Source organism: Spongisporangium articulatum, from assembly GCF_044465595.1.
Lineage (GTDB): Bacteria > Actinomycetota > Actinomycetes > Actinomycetales > Kineosporiaceae > Spongisporangium > Spongisporangium articulatum.
Genome location: NZ_JBITLV010000001.1, coordinates 784,136 through 801,908, shown reverse-complemented (window position 1 = coordinate 801,908; position 17,773 = coordinate 784,136). Strand labels below are relative to the sequence as shown.

General features: G+C 72.1%; 16 protein-coding genes and 1 pseudogene. 8 read left to right on the top strand and 9 right to left on the bottom strand.

The window, feature by feature from the left end; genetic code table 11:
- Positions 1-3: 3 nt before the first annotated feature.
- Positions 4-741 carry an ABC transporter ATP-binding protein gene (locus ACIB24_RS03845; RefSeq protein ID WP_398275392.1) on the bottom strand — a complete coding sequence of 246 codons (738 nt, stop codon included), beginning with the start codon at positions 739-741 and terminating at the stop codon, positions 4-6.
- Positions 738-2,111 carry an adenylate/guanylate cyclase domain-containing protein gene (locus ACIB24_RS03840; RefSeq protein WP_398275389.1) on the bottom strand — a complete coding sequence of 458 codons (1,374 nt, stop codon included), beginning with the start codon at positions 2,109-2,111 and terminating at the stop codon, positions 738-740. The genes ACIB24_RS03845 and ACIB24_RS03840 overlap by 4 nt, the downstream gene beginning before the upstream one ends.
- 157 nt (positions 2,112-2,268) lie before the next feature.
- Here ACIB24_RS03840 and ACIB24_RS03835 point away from each other — a divergent pair, with 157 nt between their 5' ends.
- Both ACIB24_RS03835 and ACIB24_RS03830 read left to right on the top strand, forming a co-directional pair.
- Positions 2,269-3,288, top strand: a complete 1,020-nt coding sequence (locus tag ACIB24_RS03835; RefSeq protein WP_398275386.1) for a cyclic nucleotide-binding domain-containing protein — start codon at positions 2,269-2,271, stop codon at positions 3,286-3,288.
- A complete protein-coding gene (locus tag ACIB24_RS03830; RefSeq protein WP_398275383.1) occupies positions 3,288-4,142 on the top strand; it encodes an MBL fold metallo-hydrolase in 855 nt (284 codons plus the stop codon). Before ACIB24_RS03835 ends, ACIB24_RS03830 begins: the two co-directional genes overlap by 1 nt.
- Positions 4,143-4,184: 42 nt before the next feature.
- Here ACIB24_RS03830 and ACIB24_RS03825 read toward each other — a convergent pair whose 3' ends face one another.
- Together ACIB24_RS03825 and ACIB24_RS03820 are read right to left on the bottom strand one after the other, a co-directional pair.
- A complete protein-coding gene (locus tag ACIB24_RS03825) occupies positions 4,185-5,633 on the bottom strand; it encodes a hypothetical protein (protein WP_398275380.1) in 1,449 nt (482 codons plus the stop codon).
- A gap of 82 nt (positions 5,634-5,715) precedes the next feature.
- Entirely contained in the window at positions 5,716-6,060 is a 345-nt protein-coding gene (locus ACIB24_RS03820; protein WP_398276739.1) for a metallopeptidase family protein, read from the bottom strand.
- A 144-nt stretch (positions 6,061-6,204) separates the two neighbouring features.
- Here ACIB24_RS03820 and def point away from each other — a divergent pair, with 144 nt between their 5' ends.
- Both def and ACIB24_RS03810 read left to right on the top strand, forming a co-directional pair.
- On the top strand, positions 6,205-6,729 hold the full coding sequence (gene def, locus ACIB24_RS03815; protein ID WP_398276736.1) for a peptide deformylase: 525 nt from the start codon (positions 6,205-6,207) through the stop codon (positions 6,727-6,729).
- A gap of 43 nt (positions 6,730-6,772) precedes the next feature.
- Entirely contained in the window at positions 6,773-7,612 is an 840-nt protein-coding gene (locus tag ACIB24_RS03810; RefSeq protein WP_398275377.1) for an alpha/beta hydrolase, read from the top strand.
- Here the strand turns inward: ACIB24_RS03810 and ACIB24_RS03805 are convergent.
- Complete coding sequence (locus ACIB24_RS03805; protein ID WP_398275374.1) at positions 7,605-7,985, bottom strand: DUF3224 domain-containing protein; 381 nt, start codon at positions 7,983-7,985, stop codon at positions 7,605-7,607. The genes ACIB24_RS03810 and ACIB24_RS03805 overlap by 8 nt on opposite strands.
- A 53-nt stretch (positions 7,986-8,038) precedes the next feature.
- On the opposite strand from ACIB24_RS03805, the gene ACIB24_RS03800 reads away from it, so the two are divergent.
- Entirely contained in the window at positions 8,039-8,470 is a 432-nt protein-coding gene (locus ACIB24_RS03800) for a type II 3-dehydroquinate dehydratase (RefSeq protein WP_398276734.1), read from the top strand.
- Positions 8,471-8,533: 63 nt separating this feature from the next.
- Positions 8,534-9,487, top strand: a complete 954-nt coding sequence (locus tag ACIB24_RS03795) for an SMP-30/gluconolactonase/LRE family protein (protein WP_398275371.1) — start codon at positions 8,534-8,536, stop codon at positions 9,485-9,487.
- 13 nt (positions 9,488-9,500) lie between these two features.
- Here the strand turns inward: ACIB24_RS03795 and ggt are convergent.
- The 4 genes and pseudogenes from ggt to ACIB24_RS03775 all read right to left on the bottom strand — a co-directional run bounded on the left by ggt (position 9,501) and on the right by ACIB24_RS03775 (position 13,401).
- A pseudogene (gene ggt / locus ACIB24_RS03790) lies at positions 9,501-11,278 on the bottom strand (gamma-glutamyltransferase).
- A gap of 18 nt (positions 11,279-11,296) precedes the next feature.
- The gene (locus tag ACIB24_RS03785) at positions 11,297-12,130 is read right to left on the bottom strand and encodes a cyclase family protein (RefSeq protein WP_398275368.1); all 834 of its coding nucleotides are present in this window, start codon (positions 12,128-12,130) and stop codon (positions 11,297-11,299) included.
- 32 nt (positions 12,131-12,162) lie between these two features.
- Positions 12,163-13,188: an MBL fold metallo-hydrolase gene (locus ACIB24_RS03780; RefSeq protein WP_398275365.1), complete on the bottom strand. Its 1,026-nt coding sequence runs from the start codon at positions 13,186-13,188 to the stop codon at positions 12,163-12,165.
- Positions 13,189-13,194: 6 nt separating this feature from the next.
- A complete protein-coding gene (locus ACIB24_RS03775) occupies positions 13,195-13,401 on the bottom strand; it encodes a fumarylacetoacetate hydrolase family protein (RefSeq protein WP_398275362.1) in 207 nt (68 codons plus the stop codon).
- Between the two features lie 223 nt (positions 13,402-13,624).
- On the opposite strand from ACIB24_RS03775, the gene ACIB24_RS03770 reads away from it, so the two are divergent.
- Positions 13,625-15,157 (top strand): flavin-containing monooxygenase, encoded by a 1,533-nt coding sequence (locus tag ACIB24_RS03770; protein WP_398275359.1) that lies wholly within the window; start codon positions 13,625-13,627, stop codon positions 15,155-15,157.
- 271 nt (positions 15,158-15,428) lie between these two features.
- On the top strand, positions 15,429-17,738 hold the full coding sequence (bglX, locus tag ACIB24_RS03765) for a beta-glucosidase BglX (RefSeq protein WP_398275356.1): 2,310 nt from the start codon (positions 15,429-15,431) through the stop codon (positions 17,736-17,738).
- Positions 17,739-17,773 lie beyond the last annotated feature (35 nt).

Here is a 17,773-nt window from a genome sequence, read left to right as displayed (position 1 = left end):
CGGTCAGCCCGCGGTGGCGGCGACCGCGCCACCGGCCGAGTCGCTCAGCGCCACGACACCGGTGCCGTCGTCCTCGACCAGGCCGTCGCGCATCCGGACGGTGCGCAGGGCCCCGGCGGCGACGTCGGGCGAGTGCGTGACCATGACGATGGTCTGGCCGTCGTCGTGCAACCGGCGGAAGAGCTCGAGAACCTCCAGGCCGCCGTCGGAGTCGAGCGCCCCGGTCGGTTCGTCGGCCAGCAGGAGGGTCGGCTCGTTGACCAGCGCGCGAGCGATCGCCAGTCGTTGCCGCTGCCCGCCGGACAGCACCGCGGGCACCTGCTGGGCCCGGTCGCCGAGGCCGAGCAGGTCGAGGAGGTCACGCGCTCTCGACTCGGCCTGCTTGCGACGCATCCCGCCGAGAACGCCCGGCAGGACGATGTTGTCGAGCGCGCTGACGCCGTCGAGGAGGTTGAAGAACTGGAACACGATCCCGACGTGGTGGCGGCGGAACCGGGCCAGCCAGTCCTCGTCGCGCCCGTCGATGCGCTCACCGGCCACCTCGACCGTGCCGTCGTCCACCGAATCGAGCCCGGCGATCACGTTGAGCAGCGTCGACTTCCCGCACCCCGACGGGCCCATCACGGCGACGAACTCGCCGGCCGCGACGTCCAGGTCGACGCCGCGCAGGGCGCGCACCGGGGCGAGCTCGGCCGCGAACGTGCGCCGGGCGCCCCGCACCCGGACCGTTGGTTCACTCATGGCAGTACCTCCAGATCCGAAGTGAGAGAGACGGTTTCGGGGGCACCGGCCAGCTTGTAGGCGACGACCGAGGCGGCGCGGCCCTTGATCGGGCGGGCCCCCAACGGTTCCCAGTCCCACCCGGCGTCGGCGCCGCCCTCGGCGGCGACGGCGTCGAGCGTGGACTGCCCGGCGACGGTCGTCCCGGCCGGGCGGGCCATGTCCTGCAGGCGCTGCGAGAGGTTCACGGTGTCGCCGACCAGCGTGTACTCCAGCCGCTCGGCGCTGCCCAGCAGCGCGGCCGCGACCTCTCCGGTGGACAGCCCGATGCCGAGCCCGAACGGCGACAGCCCCTGCGCGGCCCACTCGGCGTCGAGCGCCCGCTGCCGGGCGTGCATCGCCAGGGCCGCGCGCACTGCCCGGACCGCGTGGTCGGGATACGGGTCGGGCGCACCGAACACGGCCATCACGGCGTCGCCGACGTACTGCATCACCGTGCCGTTCTCGGCCAGGATCGCGGCGTTCATCTCGCGCCGGTGCGCGTTCAACTGCCCGGCCAGCACCGCCGGGTCGGACTGCTCGGCGATGCCCGAGTAGCCGCGCACGTCGGACATCAGGACGGTGACGACCATCCGCTCGGTGCGCTCCGCGGCGCCCGAGTCGGTGCGCAGCTTCTCGGCCAGGCCGCCCGGCAGCAGCCGGGACAGGGTCTCGCCCTGCTCCTCCCGCTGGGTGATCGCCTCGTGCAGCATGCGCAGCCGGCGCAGGGCCTCCTCCTGGCCGGAACTCGCCCCCTTGGCCAGGTCGAGGAACAGTTGCTCGATGGCCGCGTTCACCGCCTCCGGCGGGACGTCGCGCGACAGCGCGATCGCCTTCACCGGCCTCCCCTCGGCGATCTCGTGCAACAGTTCCTCCTGCTCGTCGGTCAGTTCGCCCTCGCGCCGGGCCGGGTTCACCAGGGCCTGCACGATCTCCGGGTCGAGCATCGAACCGCCCGAGGCGACGTCCTTGATGGCGCGCGACAGCCGCCCCGAGTCGGCGATCCGGTCCTTCAGCAGGTAGGCGTACCCGGCCTGCCCCTCGGCCAGCAGTTCGACCGCGTACTCGGGGCTGTCGTACTGGCTGAGGATGACGATCCCGGTACCCGGCTGCCGGCGCCGGACCTCCTTGGCCCCCTCGATGCCCTCGTCCTGGAAGTTCGGTGGCATCCGGATGTCGGTGACCACGACCTGCGGGCGCAACCGGGCGCACGCGTCGACGAGCTCGTCGTAGTCGCCGGCCACGCCGACGACCTCGAGCTCCTTGTCCAGCGACAGCAGAGCCCGCACGCCCTCCCGGACGATCAGGTTGTCGTCGGCCAGGACGACCGTGATCCTCTCCACGACGTCCATTCACCCGTGTTCCGGCGGCCACGACAAGGGAGACAGGACGACCGTTGATGGGGGTGCTGGCCCCCCTCCCGAGGTGCCGGGCAGCGCCCTGCCGCCGCGCCCGCCGTCCACCTAGCGTTCTGGGTGACGACGAGAGAGCGACACGAAGGAGAAGGCCATGCGGGTCGAAGCCGCCGGGACGTCGGTGTCCTGGATCCCGTCCGAAGCGGTGTCCGGACCGATGAAGGCCACGTTCGCCACCGGGCTCAGCCACTACGACCAGCCCCCGCCCGGGGAGCTGGGTGACGCGGCCGCGATGCGCGCGACGCTCGAGGACCTGCGCGACCGGGACGCCTTCCGGTTCGCCAACTTCCTGCACGCGTGGGCCGAGTTCGACGGCGACCGGGTCGTGGCGCACGGGTCCGACGGCGGCATCGTGATGGGCGCCACCACCGTGCGGGTCGGCAAGCTGGGCGCCACCTTCCAGGCCGTGAAGCTGCCGGACCTGAAGCCGGAGCCCGAGATCGGGCCCGGGTGGGTGAAGTTCACGCAGACCGCCGGTGGGCGCACCGCGCTGCCGTTGCCGCGCCCGATCCGCCGGCCGCCGTTCTTCCGCCTCCAGGCGCCGCTGGTGTGGACCACGCTCACGCTGACGCTACGCGCCGACGGGACCTCGGAGATCGGGATGGAGGGGGCCAGCCCGTTCCCCCGGCACTGGGTGTACGGGACGGACGGCGACGTGACGCTCAAGGCCGGCGTCGCGGACTGGTCGAACTGGCTGGGCCAGCCGTCGTGGAAGCGCACCCCGTGGGGCGACGAGGACTCGCCGGTGCTGGTCACCGCGGCCGAGACTGCACTCGAGCGTGAGCTTTCCACGCTGCTCATGCACGGCGCAGCCAAGCCCACGGTGCGGACGCTGGCCGAGGGCGAGGTGCTCGCCGAACGTGGTGAGCCCGGTTCGTCGCTCTACCTGATCCTCGACGGGGTGCTCGGCGTCGAGGTGAACGGTGAGGCGCTGGGCGAGCTGGGACCGGGTGCGGTCCTGGGTGAACGGGCCGTGCTGGAGGAGGGGATCAGGACGGCGACGCTCACCGCGGTCACGCCGGTGCGGGTCGCGGAGGCGCCCGGGTCGGACATCGACCGCGCGGCCCTGGCCCGGCTCGCGGAGGGGCACCGTCGCGAGGAGCAGAGCGCCTGATGAAGCTCGCGCTGCTCGGGGTGCGGGGTTCCACCCCCGCCCCCGGGCCGGCCTTCCTGCGCTACGGCGGCCACACGTCGTGCGTGGCGGTGCTCGACTCCGCGGACCGGCCGGTCGTGGTGCTGGACGCCGGCACCGGGGTGCGTGAACTTCCCCGGCTGCTGCACGGTTCCGCGTACCGGGGGCCGCTCGTGCTCAGTCACCTGCACTGGGACCACCTGCACGGGCTGCCGTTCTGCCCCGCGCTGGACTCCCCCGAGGCGGAGGTGGAGCTGTGGGTGCCGCCGGCCGAGGACGGGGTGTCCGCGCGGGAGCTGCTGAGCCGGGTGATGTCCCCGCCGTTCTTCCCGATCGGGCCCTCGGGGCTGCTCGGCCGGTGGACCTTCCGGACCGCCGGGACCGGGCGGCTGGACGGCGCTTTCGGTGCCGCGCGGGTCGAGCTGGCGCCGGTCCGGCACAAGGGCGGCCGGACGTGGGCGGTGCGCGTGGACCTCGACGGGACGTCGGTCGCCTACGTGCCGGACCACACCCTGGTGTCCTTCGAGGACGGCGCGCTCGTCGACCGCTCGGGCGACGACGTGGAGGCGATCGAGCTGATCCACGGGGTCGACGTCCTGCTGCACGACGGGCAGTTCGTCGGTTCCGAGGGGCGGTTGGCGGCGGAGTACGGGCACTCCACCATCGAGGACGTCGTGCGCTGGGCCGACCGGTGCGCCGTGGGTTCGCTGGTGCTGACCCACCACGCGCCGACCCGCGCCGACGACGCCCTGGACGCCCTGGCCGAGAAGTTCACCGCCACCCCCGAGGGCCGCCCGGTCACCTTCGCCCGCCAGGGCACCCTCCTCAGTTGTTGACTTGGGAGGAGGCGCGTCAGCGCCGACGGCGCACAACAACAACTAGAGGGCCGTGCAGCGGATCTCGACCCGGCGGTCACCGCTGAGGTTCGCGGTGTCGAAGAAGCGCGGTTCGCGCGGCCCGGCCGGGGTTCCGGCACCCTCGCGCACCTCGATCTCCACCCGCACGTCACGGCCGTGGTCGGGCACCGGCAGCCGGTCCCACACGGCATCCCCGAGCCGGGCCGCGGCGGCCAGCTCGACGCCGTCCAGCCACCACGTGAAGACCGGTTCGGCGTACCCGGCCGTGAACGCGTGCACCGCCGGACCGCCGTCCCCCTCCTCGACCCGGGCCCAGGCCATCGGCACCCCCGGCTCCGGGCCGACGAGAACCGTTGCGACACCGCCGGAGTAGCCGGTCGCCCGGATCGTGAGGCGGGCGTGTTCGGGGCCGACCTCGACGTCGGTGTCACCGCCGAGCGGCAGGGCGACCGTGCCGCGGTAGGTGACGCAGGCCGTCTCGTCGATCTCGTGGACGACGAGCCCCGGCGCGTCGTGCGGGTCGCGGTCGGGCAGCGGGCGCCCGGTGCTCGGCTCGCGGTCGAGCCGGAACGCGGCGTCCCAGTCGGGCCCCTCGACGCCGTCCGGCAGCGGCCCGCGCACCTCGAGCGTCAGCCAGTGCGTGCGGCCCGGGACCCCGAAGGCGACCAGCCGCGGGGCCCGGTCGCGCAGCCCGGAGTGGGCGACGGTGACGGGGCGGGCCACGCTCGGCCAGGCCAGACACTGCACCGCCGGGGACGACGGGGCGGGCCAGTCGTGCTGCTGCGCCCAGGCGCTGGCCCGGGCCAGGTCGGGGCCGGCCATGCTCCACAGCGCCGCACCGGGCCGCAGGTCACCACCGGTCAACGAGCGGGTGACCTGGACCGTGCGACCACCGAAACGCCGGGCGCTCATGATGCAGTACGGGTCGCCGTACTCGGCCCCGACCCGAGCGGTGCTCAGCCCGAACGAGTGCCCGTAGCCGAGCAGGTGCCCGACCTCGTGGGCGAGGGTGGTGTGCGCGACGTCGATCGGCACGTGCGCACAGGGCACGAGGACGTCGGGGGCGACCTCCACCAGCTGCGTCCAGGCCAGGGGGCTGCCGGTCGTCGTCAGTACGAGAATCGCCTCGGCAGAACGCATCTCGGGCCCAAGCGTGCCCCCGCCGAGCAACCCGTCGATCAGCCCCTGCAGTGCGGCGGAGAGCTGCTCGCCCGGGGTGAAATCGGCCGAACAGGCCTCCAGCCCCACCCAGGCCGGATGGTCGGCCGGCAGCTCCTGCGCGGGCAGGGCCACACTCGGGGTCAGGTCGTGCCGGCCGTCGCTCGCGTCCCACCAGAAGTCGCCCACCGAACAGCGTTGCGCGGGCGGCACCTCCGGCGCGGACGGGCGCAGGACCCGCTCGACGTCGTCCGCACTCCACCGCACCCCCTCGTCCCCGGCGCGCCCGACACAGACCCCCACCACCCGCACCCGCTCATACTCCCGAAATGCACGCTTTCCGGCGGCTTTTTGGCCGCGAAAGTGTGCATTTCGGGAGTATGAGCGGGAGGTACTAGGCCCAGCCGAGCGCGTGCAGACGCTCGTCGGAGATCCCGAAGTGGTGGGCGATCTCGTGCACGACCGTGATGCCCACCTCGTCCACGACGTCCTCCTCGGTGTCGCAGACGGCCAGCGTGGGGTTCCGGTAGATCGTGATCCGGTCGGGCAGCGAACCGGCCGCCCAGAACGAGTCGCGCTCGGTCAGCGGCGTCCCCTCGTACAACCCGAGCAGGTCGTCCTCGCCGGGCGGGGGGTCGTCCTCGACGAGGATGACGACGTTGTTCATCATCCTCGTGAGCTCCTCGGGCACCGAGTCGAGCGCGTCGGAGACGAGTTCCTCGAACCGCTCGCGGCTCATCTCCACGGGGCTGCTCCCTCGAAAGGCCCCAGCACCCGCGGCACCGCCCCAACCCTTCATACTTGCGACGTGTCGATCGAACTCACAGTAGACGAGTGGGCCGACCTCTGGGACCTGCCGGAGGGCGAGGCCCGGCCCGTGACGATGTACGGCACGGCCGTGCTGCACGAGCCGTGCGCCGAGGTCACCGCGTTCGACGACGACCTCAAGCAACTGGTCGCCGACATGTTCGAGTCGATGGACTGGGCCGAGGGGGTCGGGCTGGCCGCCAACCAGATCGGCGTCGGCCTGCGGGTGTTCGTCTACGACTGCCCCGACGCCGAGGGCGTGCACCACGTCGGGGTGGTGGTGAACCCCGTCGTGGAGGTCCCGGACGACGCCCCCCTCGACGAGGACACGGAGGGTTGCCTCTCGGTGCCGCGCGAGTTCTCGCCGCTGGCCCGCCCGGCACGGGCCACGGTCACCGGACAGGACCTGAACGGCAAGTCGATCCGGGTCGAGGGCACGGGGTTGCTCGCGCGCTGCCTGCAGCACGAGACTGACCATCTCAACGGCATCGTCTACGTGGACAAGCTGACGCCCGAACGGCGTCAGGAGGTCATGGCGGACCACGCTGCGCGGATCGCGGCCGGAGAGCTGCCCGAATGGTCGGCCGGCGCGCACACTTGAAGAGCACGACTGCGCCGGCTCTTTCCCTGGTGAGGAGCTCGACGTGAGTCTGACGAACCGCGAACAGCAGGAGATCACCCGCGCGAACGACTCGGGCCGGGTCCCGGTCGTGTTCGTGCACGGCCTGTGGCTGCTGCCCAGCAGCTGGCAGCCGTGGCGAGACCTGTTCGAGGAGAACGGTTTCACCACCCTCGCCCCCGGCTGGCCGGACGACCCGGAGACGGTCGAGGAGGCGCGGGCGAACCCGTCGGTGTTCGCGGGTAAGAAGGTCGGCGCCGTCGTCGCCCACTTCCTCGAGGCGATCGCCGCGCTGCAGGTGAAGCCCGCGGTCGTGGGTCACTCGTTCGGGGGTGCGTTCGCGCAGATCCTCGCCGGGCGCGGGGTGTCACGGGCGAGCGTCTCGATCGACCCGGCCCCCGTGCGGGGTGTGCTGCCGCTGCCGATCAGTACGTTGCGCTCGGCGTTCCCGGTGCTGGGCAACCCGCTGAACGCCACCAGGGCCGTCACCCTGACCTTCGAGCAGTACCGCTACGGCTGGACGAACGCGGTCGACGAGGCCGAGGCACGCTCGCTGTACGAGGCGACGCACGTGGCCGCGCCGGGCGCCCCGCTGTTCGAGGGGGCGACGGCCAACGTCAACCCGTTCAGTGCGCTGAAGGCCGACGCGAGGAACCCCGACCGCGGGCCGCTGCTGTTCGTGTCGGGCGGCGCCGACCACACCGTGCCGCACGCCATCACGAACGCCAGCTACAAGCGGCAGGCGAAGAACCCCGGGGTCACCGAGATCGTCGAGGTCGAGGGCCGCGGCCACTCGCTGACCATCGACTCGGGCTGGCGGGACGTGGCCGACCCGGCCCTGGCCTTCGTCCAGCGGTTCAGCTGAGGTCGATCACGAAGTAGGCGCCGTCGGCGTCGTGCTCGATCTTCGCGGTGCCCGCCCACCCCTCGAACGAGCCGGAGCCGGAGTGGGGGACGACGTGCCCGAACCACGACTCCGGCGACGACTCGAGCCCGCCGTGGTGGATCGTCACCGACCCCTCGGCGCCCCCGTCGACCGACCCGGTGATGCGCTCGGCCGCGAAGTACGACCGCTCGCCCTCCACCTCGCCCGAGGCCACGAACAACAGGACGCTGGTGCCGGCGATGCCGCCGGCGAACGTCTTGTACATCGTCATCGCCCCGACCCAGGCGGCGTCTACTCCCTCCACCTCACGAGGCTCGACTCCGGTCACGGCGAAACGGGCGATCAGGCTCATGACCCGCCACCGTACGGGCCCGGTCCGACAAGGCCCGCGTGGTAGAACGAACCGTGCCCGACGTCCTGCTCCTCAACGGCCCGAACCTCCGCCTGCTCGGCACCCGCCAGCCGGAGATCTACGGGACGACGACCCTCGCCGACGTCGAGGCGGGCGTCGCCGCGGCCGTGGCCGACGCCGGGTGGAAGGTCGCGGCGTTCCAGAGCGACTCCGAGGCGGAGCTGATCCGGATCATCGAGGAGCACTACGACTCCGCCGGGATGATCATCAATCCGGGCGCCCTGATGATGGCCGGCTGGCCGTTGCGCGACGCGCTGGCCTCGTACCCGAGGCCGATCGTCGAGGTGCACATCTCGAACGTGTGGGCGCGCGAGCCGTTCCGGCACGAGTCGGTCATCTCCGCGGTGGTGGACGGCGTGATCGCCGGGTTGGGCACCGACGGGTACCGGCTGGCCGCGCTCGCCCTGCTGGAGCGCTCCGCCTGACCGAAACCTGATCGGCGGTCATCTGGACTGAACCTTTTGCCCGTTCCGGCCGTACGGTCAGGCATGACCTCTCCCTGGTACCGGCGGGCGCGACGCAGCGCCGCGACCGCGAGCCTGGCCCTGACAGCCGGTCTCCTCACCGCAACCACCACCGGTGCGCCCGCGCAGGCGGCCACCGTCACGTGCCCACCCGTGCAGGCCCCCGTGCAGATCGGCGACGCCGGCGTGGCGCTCGAGGGCGCCGTCGTCGACAACGCCGGCCGGCTGTTCGTCACCGACCTGTTCGGCGGCCGCGTCCTGCGCTTCGACAAGCCCGGGGCCGCCCCGGTCGAGGCACTGAAGCTGCCCGTCGGCGGGGGTGGGGCCCTCGCCCTGCGGCCCGACGGCACCCTGCTCGTCGGTGGTGGCGCCAACCCGAAGGTGTTCCTCGGGGACGTGCTCAAGCCCGGCGTGATCTACGGCTGGAACCAGAACACGGGCGCACTGACGACGGTCGCCAAGGGGTTCAGCGCGGCCGACGGTCTCGCGGTCGCCCACGACGGGACCATCTACGCCACCAACGACTTCGGCACCCTGATCGGCCGGGTCACCCCCGACGGCACGAAGCAGGCCGACTGGGCCCGCCTGCCCTCGGCGAACGGCGCGGTGCTCAACCACGACGACTCGTACCTGTACGTCTCGCGCACGTTCTGGAACCCCGGCGTCAGCCGGATCCCGGTGGCGCACCCCGACAAGCCCGAGAGCCTGCTGGACCTCACCTTCCCGCGGACCTTCGCGGCGCCCGACGGCCTGACGATCGACTCGCAGGACCGACCGGTCGTCCCGACCGACGTGGGCGGCAAGATCCTGCGGATCGAGAAGCCGGGCGTCACGTGCACGCTCGCGACCGGCGTCGGCGCCTCGAGCGTCATCGTCTACGGGCACGGGACGACCGGGTTCCTCAAGGGGCACCTCTACCGGGCCGGGTTCGACGGCAAGATCTACGAGATCCCGGCCGGTTTCGACCCCGGCGCCTGAGTCAGCACCTGACTCAGGTCGGGTGCACGACCGCGGCCGAGCCACCCCCGCGCCGGGTGGGCTCGGCCGCGGCCTGGAACCGTCCGTGCGGCAGCACCCGGATCGCCGTGGCCGCCCCGATCTCCGGGTTGGCCTTGAGCACGTGACCGAGCGCCTCGAGGGCGGCCCGCTGCGGGCCGTCGTAGATCCCGGGTTCGGCCTCCTCGACCCCGTTACGCGACGAGAGTCGCGGCGCGGCGATGGCATCCACCAACGGCAGCCCGCGGTCCACGTACCCGGTCAGGACCTGGAGGACCGTCGTGATGATGGTCGCGCCACCCGGTGAACCGAGCGCGAGGTACGGCGTCCCGTGGCTCAGCACGATCGTGGGGCTCATCGACGAGCGGGGCCGCTTGCCGGGCCCGGGCAGGTTGGGGTCGGGCACGCCCGCGGTCAACGGTGCGAAGTCGAAGTCGGTCAGCTCGTTGTTCAGCAGGAACCCGTGACCCGGCACGGTGATGGCCGATCCGCCGGTCTGCTCGATGGTCAGCGTGTACGACGCCACGTTCCCCCACCGGTCGCTCACCACGAGATGCGTGGTGCCGTGGTCGTCGCGGGCGGCGACCTGGGACGACGTCGAGCCGGCGCACGCGCTCGAGCCACCGCCGGTCGGGGCGCCGTAGGGGATCGGCCGCGGCTGCGCCGCGGTCGCGGAGAACAGCTGGCAGGCACGGGAGTTCGCGTACGGCTGGGACAGCAGCCGGCGGGCCGGGACGTCGGGGACGTCACCGATCCAGCGGTTCCGGTCGGCGAAGGCGGTGGCGCTGGCCTCGGAGAACCGGTGCAGGTACTGGGTCTGGTCCACCGAGCTCAGCGGCGTCCCGCTGAGCCGGTCGTAGGCCTCGAGCAGGTTCAGGGCCTCACCCGTGGCGATCCCGCCGGAGGAGGACACGGGCATCCCGTACACGTCCAGCCGGCGGTACCGGGTGTGCGTCGGGGTGCGCGAGAGCGCTTCGTAGCGCCGCAGGTCCGCGGTGGTGATCTGCCCCGGGTACACCGACTTCCCGGTGGTCTGCGGGTTCCGGGCCGTGGCCACGAGCGCCCGCCCCAACGACCCCGAGTACAGCGCCGAGACCCCCTGTCGGCGCAGCAGCGCGTAGGTGTCGGCGAGATCGGGGTTGCGGAACGTGCTGCCCACGGCGGGCGGCGCACCACCGGGCAGGAACAGCTGCGCCGTGGCGGGGAAGACCGCGAACCGGGCCGCGTTGTCGGACGTCTGCTGCGCGAAGGTCGCGTCGACCGGGAAGCCGTCGCGGGCCAGTCGCTCGGCGGGGGCCAGCAGGTCGGACAGCCGCCAGGTGCCGAGGGTCCGCGCGGCCCGGTCCCACAGCGCCGGCGTCCCCGGAACGCCCACCGACAGGCCGGAGTTCACGACGTCCGCGAACACCAGCGGCTTCCCGTCGGAGCCGAGGAACACGTCGGAGGTGAAGGACTTCGGAGCGGTCTCGCGCCCGTCGATCGTGGTCACCCGGTGCCGGCGGGCGTCGTAGTAGACGAGGTACCCGCCCCACCGATGCCCGACGAGTACGGCTCGGTGACGCCGAGCGCGGCCGCCGTGGCCACCGCGGCGTCGGCCGCGTTGCCGCCCCGCCTCAGCACCGAGAGGCCGACCGCCGTCGCCGACGGGTCGACCGAGGCGACCGCACCGCCCGTCCCTTCGGCGGTCGGCGACCGGTCGGGCGCGGCCTGGGCCGGGAGGGCCAGCGAGGCGAGCAGGACGGGGACAGCAGCCAGAACGGGAACGGCGCGCATACGGGCGCCTCCTCACCTTCAGCGGGTGAAGCCGGTGATCCCCATCTGGAAGCCGGAGAACCTCGGCCTGCCACCGTTGATGGAAACCCAGTCCCCGTGCGCGCGCATCTTCGCAAGCCCCGCCCCGACGTTCTCGACGGTGATCCCGCCCGCCGCCAGCGCCGTCGACGTCGCGCTGAAGTCCTCGTCGGACGTCGCGTCCGGGCCGAACGTGTCCGACCCGACCGCGAAGATCCCGCGTTGCTCGAACAGCCACGCGGTGGCGTCGCCGGTGAACCCCGGCGCCGGGTCGAAGTAGGCCGGGTCGGAGAACACGAGCGAGAACCCTGTGTACAGCAGCACGCAGCCGCGCGCCGGGTACCGCCCGTGCCGGCGCTCCCAGGCCTTCAGGAAGTCGACGTCGAGCGAGAAGTCGCCCCCGATGCGCTGCACCCGCCGGGACACGTCGATCACGGCCAGCGGCATCAGGGCGAACGTCTCGTCCAGCTCGCTCAGGTACTGCGCACCCTCGTGGAAGTGGGCCGGCGCGCTGATGTGCGTCCCGGTGTGCGTGCCCAGCGACGTGATGTGCTCCAGCAGGTAGCCGGACTCGGCGACCGTCGTCCAGATCTCGCTCGTGAACGCCGGATCGCCGGGGAAGATCGGGTTGGACGGCGCCAGCTCCTGCCAGAGGGGAACGCGCCGGGCCGTGCGCGGGTCGACGCCCGCGTACCCGCGCGGGATGGGACCGGCCTGCCGTGACTGCACGTCCGTAGCTTCGGCACGTCCGGCCTCCCACGCAACGACCAGCGGCGCGACCGCCGCCACCGCCAGCGCCCGGCGCCGGGCGATCCGCCTCTCGACCTCGCTCATGAGCAGTTCCCCTCCGTTGATGACGACGCGGCCTACGACAGCACCCGATGCAGTTCCGCGACGTGCGAGAACATGACCGACCGGCTCACCGGGTCGTGCTGGGCCGGGCCGGCTCCGGTGAGTTCCCGGTGCCGGGCCAGCACGTTCAGGGCCAGCCGCTCAGGGGCCAGCCAGTCGCGGAACCGGCCGAACCCCGGGTCGTCGACCAGGCGCCGCATCACCTCGGCGGGCGGGCGGCCGGTCTCGAACTGCAGGGTCGAGGCGCTGATCAGCCACTCCCAGTAGGCCCGCTGCGCGAGCAGGTCGTCACGGGTGGCCAGCGGCCCGTGCCCCGGCACGTAGTGCTCGGCCCCGAGGGCCAGCAACCGGTCGATCGCGGTGACCCAGTGGCTCATCGGGCCGACCCAGATCACCGGTGTCACCCCGACGAAGAGCAGGTCGCCCGCGAAGACGACTCCCGCGTCGGGGACGTGCACGACGGCGTCCCCGTCGGTATGGGCCGGCCCGAGCCGCAGCAGCCGGACCTCCCGGCCCCCGACGTCCAGCGTGTGCTCCCGGGCGAAGCCGTCGGTCGGCGGCCGGGGCGTGGTCCGGCCGTGCGCGAACGGCCCGAGCATGTCGGCCGTGTACGACGCGAGCCGGCCGACGCGGCCCGGGGCGTGGCGGCTCAGCCTCGACAGCCGGTTCAGGGTGGCCAGCGCGCGCGGCGGCGGTTCGTGGTCGATCTCGGCGCGGGTGGCGTCGGAGGCCCAGATCCGGACGTCGGGCGGCAGCGCCACGTTGCCCCACCAGTGGTCACCGTCGCGGTGGGTGTTGACCGCCGTCGTGATCGGCGCCCGGGCCACGAGGGACTCGGCCTCGCCGAGCATCTCGGCCGCGAGCCGGACGTCCCACAGGGTGTCGACGACGAGCGTCTCGCCGTCGCCCACCACGAGCCCGGCGTTGGCCTCGCCCCAGCTGCCGTTCGGTTCCAGCCACGCCCACGTCCCCCGCGCAAGTTCGGTGTACCCGCGCGGGTATTCGCCGGGGGCACCGTGCAGGCTGACGTAGCCCGTCACCAGACCTCACCGTTCACCGTTCACCGTGACCGTGCCCTCCAGCCCGGACGAGGTGGCCAGGTACGGCAGGACCTCGTCGGGCGTCACCACCTCGGTGCCGAGCGCGGAGGCGGAGCTCTTCGCCGTGCCGGTCGACCCGAAGACGCCCTGGCGGGTCTGTTTCCACTGTTCGTCGCGGGCGGTGAAGTCGTTGTACAGCACGAACCCGCTCATCGCCCCCTCGGGAGCGGACGTCGTCCAGCACCGCGGTGCCCGAGGTCACGTCAGTGCTGCCCAGCCCCACCCGTCGCACTCTCATGAGGAACCTGGTTCTACTCGAGCCGGGCAGCCGGGACAAGGTGGACGGACCGGTCGGCGGGCCGGAATCATGGTCACAGGCGCCCCAGGGGCGGTACGGTGGCGTACCATTGCGGGGTCACGAGGGTGTGGAGGCCTGATGTCCGAGGAAACGCTGACCGGTTCGCCGAGCCCGGCGACGGCGGTCGAGCACGTCGACGTGCTGATCGTGGGGGCGGGGCTGTCCGGCGTCGGCGCCGCGTACCACCTGCGCGACAAGTGTCCCGGCCTGTCGCTGGCCATCCTGGAGGCGCGGCAGGCGATCGGCGGCACGTGGGACCTGTTCCGCTACCCCGGCGTCCGCTCCGACTCGGACATGTTCACCCTCGGCTACAAGTTCCGGCCCTGGGCCTCGGCCCGCGGCATCGCGCCCGGCGGGTCGATCCTGCAGTACGTGCGCGACACGGCCCGCGAGACGGGCGTCGACCAGCTGGTGCGCTTCGGCCACAAGGTCGTGAAGGCCGACTGGTCGAGCGCCGAGTCCCTGTGGTTCGTCACCGTGGAGACGGACGAGGGCGAGAAGGTGATCAGCTGCTCGTTCGTGTTCGGCAACACCGGCTACTACCGCTACGACGAGGGCTACTCGCCGTCCTTCCCCGGCGTCGAACGCTTCGGCGGCACCGTGATCCACCCGCAGCACTGGCCGGAGGGTTTCGACTACTCGGGCAAGAAGGTCGTGGTGATCGGCAGCGGCGCCACCGCCGTCACGCTGGTCCCGGCGATGGCCGACACGGCGGCGTCGGTGACGATGCTGCAGCGCTCGCCGTCCTACGTGCTGTCCCTGCCCTCGACCGACCCGGTGGCCGCCACCCTGGGCCGGGCCCTGCCGAAGCGATGGGCGTTCCCGATCGTGCGGTGGAAGAGCATCGCCATCGCCTCGTTCATCTACAACGTGTCGCGCAAGCGGCCGGAGCTGGTCAAGCGGATCCTGAAGAAGCAGGTCGCGGCCGCGCTGCCCAAGGGCTTCGACGTCGAGAAGCACTTCTCGCCCACCTACAACCCGTGGGACCAGCGGCTGTGCCTGGTGCCGAACAACGACCTCTTCAAGGCCATCCGCAAGGGCAAGGCCGACGTCGTCACCGACACCATCGAGACGTTCACCGAGACCGGCATCCGGCTGACCTCGGGGCAGGAGCTCGAGGCCGACGTCGTGGTGAGCGCCACCGGCCTGAACCTGTTGCCGGTCGGCGGTATCCACGCGCACATCGACGGCGAGCCGATCGTGATGAACCAGCACCTGACCTACAAGGGCACGATGCTGTCCGGGGTGCCGAACTTCGCCTTCGTGATCGGCTACACGAACGCCTCGTGGACGCTGAAGGCCGAGTTGGTCGACGAGTACGTCTGCCGCCTGCTGAAGTACATGCAGGACAACGACTTCCAGACGGTCACGCCGGTGGCGCCGCCGCTGACCGGTGATGAGGCCCCGCTGATCGACTTCAACTCCGGGTACGTGCTGCGCAGCATCGAGAACCTGCCCAAGCAGGGCACCGACGCACCGTGGCGGCTGTTCCAGAACTACCCGAAGGACGTGAAGTTGTTCCGGCGCGCGGCGATCGACGACGGCGTGCTGCGCTTCGACCGGGTGCCCACGGGCACGAAACTCGGTGAGGGGCGGAAGGTCTCCGCCTAGAACGACCGCTCCCCAGGGCTCGACCGGGGGGACGGCGCGCGCCTGGACGGCGTCGTCCAGGCCGAGTTCGTCGAGGCACGCCAGCAGGGCGCGACGCGCGGCTTCGGCCTGCTCGGCGCCGGCCGCGGCGCCGAACCGTGCGGCCAGGTCGGCGCGCAGCCTGCGCATGGTGGCGCCCACGTGGATCTGCCCGTCGAGTTGCCAAGCCGACTCACAGGAGGAAGGTGACGAACGGCACGTACGGCAACTTCCCGATGACGCGGAGTTCGAGATGGCGGTTCAGCGGCGTGGTCCGGTCCTGATCGGTCTGGTGGCCCTGGCGGTGCTGGCCGCCGCGGGCGGGTCGGTGGCCGCCAGTCCCCCGTCGAGCGACGAGGCCGCCCTCACGGGTACACGCACGGCGTCCGACCGCGGGGTCGAGCAGCGGGTGAACGCGCTGCTGCGGAGGATGACCACGGACGAGAAGCTGCAGCAGGTCCAGCTGCTCTCGGACGGGCAGGTCACGGACGCCGACGCGAAGGCCGGCGTGGGCGGCGTGTTCAGCCTGGTCGACGCGCAGCGGATCGACGAGTTGCAACACATCGCGGTCGAGCAGTCGCGACTGCACATCCCGATCCTGTTCGCCTACGACACGATCCACGGGTACCGGACCGTCTTCCCGATCCCGCTCGGGGCCGCGTCGTCGTTCGACCCGACCGTCGCGGCCGACGACCACCGGATCGGGGCCCGCGAGTCCGCGGCCGTCGGCATCAAGCAGATCTACTCGCCGATGGTCGACGTCTCGCACGAGCCGCGCTGGGGCCGGATCTCCGAGGGCGGTGGCGAGGACCCGTACCTCAACTCCGTCCTGGCGGCCGCGCGCGTGAAGGCCGCGCAGGGGCCGTCGTACGCGGCCCCGGACAAGGTCGTGACGAGCGTGAAGCACTACGCCGCCTACGGTCAGCCCGAGGGCGGGCGTGACTACAACACCACCGACCTGTCGCAGCAGCGGCTGCGCAACCTGTACCTGCCGCCGTTCAAGGCCGCGGTCGACGCCGGGGCCGACACGGCCATGTGCTCGTTCAACGCGATCAACGGCGTGCCCGGCTGCGCCGACCCGGACACCGAGACCCGGATCCTGAAGCGGGAGTGGGGCTTCGACGGGTTCATCGAGAGCGACTACACGGCGGTCGCCGAGCTGCGGGCCTGCCCGCCGGTGAAGCCGGACACCGGTCCCTGCGGCCACGGCGTCGCCGCCGACGGACCGTCGGCCGGGGCGCTGGCCCTGAACGCGGGCACCGACTCCGAAATGGTGTCGACCAACCTGCGCGACTACGGCGCCCAGCTGCTGGCCGACGGGCGCATCTCGATGAGCCGGCTGGACGACGCGGTGCGGCGCATCCTGCGGGTCAAGTTCCGGGCCGGGCTCTTCGAGCACCCGTACGTCGACGTCTCGAAAGCCGATTCGGCACAACTGCTCCCGGACGCCGTCGCGACCGCTCGCCGCGATGCCGCCCGTTCGATGGTGCTCCTGAAGAACGGCGACGGCATGCTGCCTCTCGACCCGGCGAAGAGGACCGCGGTGATCGGGCCGCTCGGTGACGACGGGCACGACATGCTCGGCCCGTGGTGGGGGCAGGGTAAGGACGCCGACGCGGTGAGCGTGTTCACCGGGGTGAAGGCGCAGAGCGCCGGCGCCACGTTCACCCCCGGCTGCACCGTGAAGAACACCGAGCCACCGGACAACACCGACGCCGACGTGTGCGGCAGCACAGCCGGTTTCGATGACGCCGTGGCCGCCGCGAAGAAGGCCGACCAGGTGGTGCTCGCCCTCGGCGAGACCCGCGAGCAGAGCGGGGAGGCCGCGGCCCGCAGTTCGATCACGCTGCCGGGGCGGCAGCAGGAGTTGCTCGACGCGCTGGCCGCGACCGGCAAGCCCGTCGCCGTCGTCCTGTTCAACGGCCGACCCCTCGACCTGACGGGCGTCGCGAAGTCGGCGACCGCCGTCCTCGAGGCGTGGTACCCGGGCGTCCAGGCCGGGAACGCCGTGGCGGACGTGCTGTTCGGCAAGGTGAACCCGGGCGGCAAGCTGCCCGTGACGTTCCCCCGCTCGGTCGGCCAGGTGCCGATCTACTACAACCACGAGCCGACCGGCCGCCCGTGCGACGCGACCCAGAAGTACACGTCGCGCTACCGCGACATCGCCGACTGCGGGCCGCTCTACGAGTTCGGGTACGGGCTCAGCTACACGACGTTCGCGACCTCGAACCTGAAGCTGTCGTCCGCGTCGGTGCGGCGGGACGGGCGCGTGCAGGTCAGCGTCGACGTGAGGAACACCGGGAAGGTCGCGGGTGACGAGGTGGTGCAGCTGTACCTGCACGACCCGGTCGCCAACCTCTCCCAACCCGTCCGCCGGCTGCGCGGTTTCGAGCGGGTCACCCTGCAGCCGGGCGCCTCGCGGACCGTCACGTTCACCCTCGACCGCAACGACTTCGGGTTCTACGACAACAGCGGGAGGTTCGTCGTCGAGCGCGGCCGGATCGACCTGTTCGCCGGCCCGAGTTCGGCCGCCACGCTGACGAAGTCCTTCACCGTCACCTGACCTCTTCCCCTCGTGATCATGCAGAAACGAAGCGT

Bases quoted from the DNA above. Each gene is read 5' to 3' on its own strand.
- ACIB24_RS03845 (WP_398275392.1), bottom strand. From the start codon at position 741: ATGAGTGAACCAACGGTCCGGGTGCGGGGCGCCCGGCGCACGTTCGCG.
- ACIB24_RS03840 (WP_398275389.1), bottom strand. From the start codon at position 2,111: ATGGACGTCGTGGAGAGGATCACGGTCGTCCTGGCCGACGACAACCTG.
- ACIB24_RS03835 (WP_398275386.1), top strand. From the start codon at position 2,269: ATGCGGGTCGAAGCCGCCGGGACGTCGGTGTCCTGGATCCCGTCCGAA.
- ACIB24_RS03830 (WP_398275383.1), top strand. From the start codon at position 3,288: ATGAAGCTCGCGCTGCTCGGGGTGCGGGGTTCCACCCCCGCCCCCGGG.
- ACIB24_RS03820 (WP_398276739.1), bottom strand. From the start codon at position 6,060: ATGAGCCGCGAGCGGTTCGAGGAACTCGTCTCCGACGCGCTCGACTCG.
- def (WP_398276736.1), top strand. From the start codon at position 6,205: ATGTACGGCACGGCCGTGCTGCACGAGCCGTGCGCCGAGGTCACCGCG.
- ACIB24_RS03805 (WP_398275374.1), bottom strand. From the start codon at position 7,985: ATGAGCCTGATCGCCCGTTTCGCCGTGACCGGAGTCGAGCCTCGTGAG.
- ACIB24_RS03795 (WP_398275371.1), top strand. From the start codon at position 8,534: ATGACCTCTCCCTGGTACCGGCGGGCGCGACGCAGCGCCGCGACCGCG.
- ACIB24_RS03785 (WP_398275368.1), bottom strand. From the start codon at position 12,130: ATGAGCGAGGTCGAGAGGCGGATCGCCCGGCGCCGGGCGCTGGCGGTG.
- ACIB24_RS03775 (WP_398275362.1), bottom strand. From the start codon at position 13,401: ATGAGCGGGTTCGTGCTGTACAACGACTTCACCGCCCGCGACGAACAG.
- ACIB24_RS03770 (WP_398275359.1), top strand. From the start codon at position 13,625: ATGTCCGAGGAAACGCTGACCGGTTCGCCGAGCCCGGCGACGGCGGTC.
- bglX (WP_398275356.1), top strand. From the start codon at position 15,429: ATGGCGGTTCAGCGGCGTGGTCCGGTCCTGATCGGTCTGGTGGCCCTG.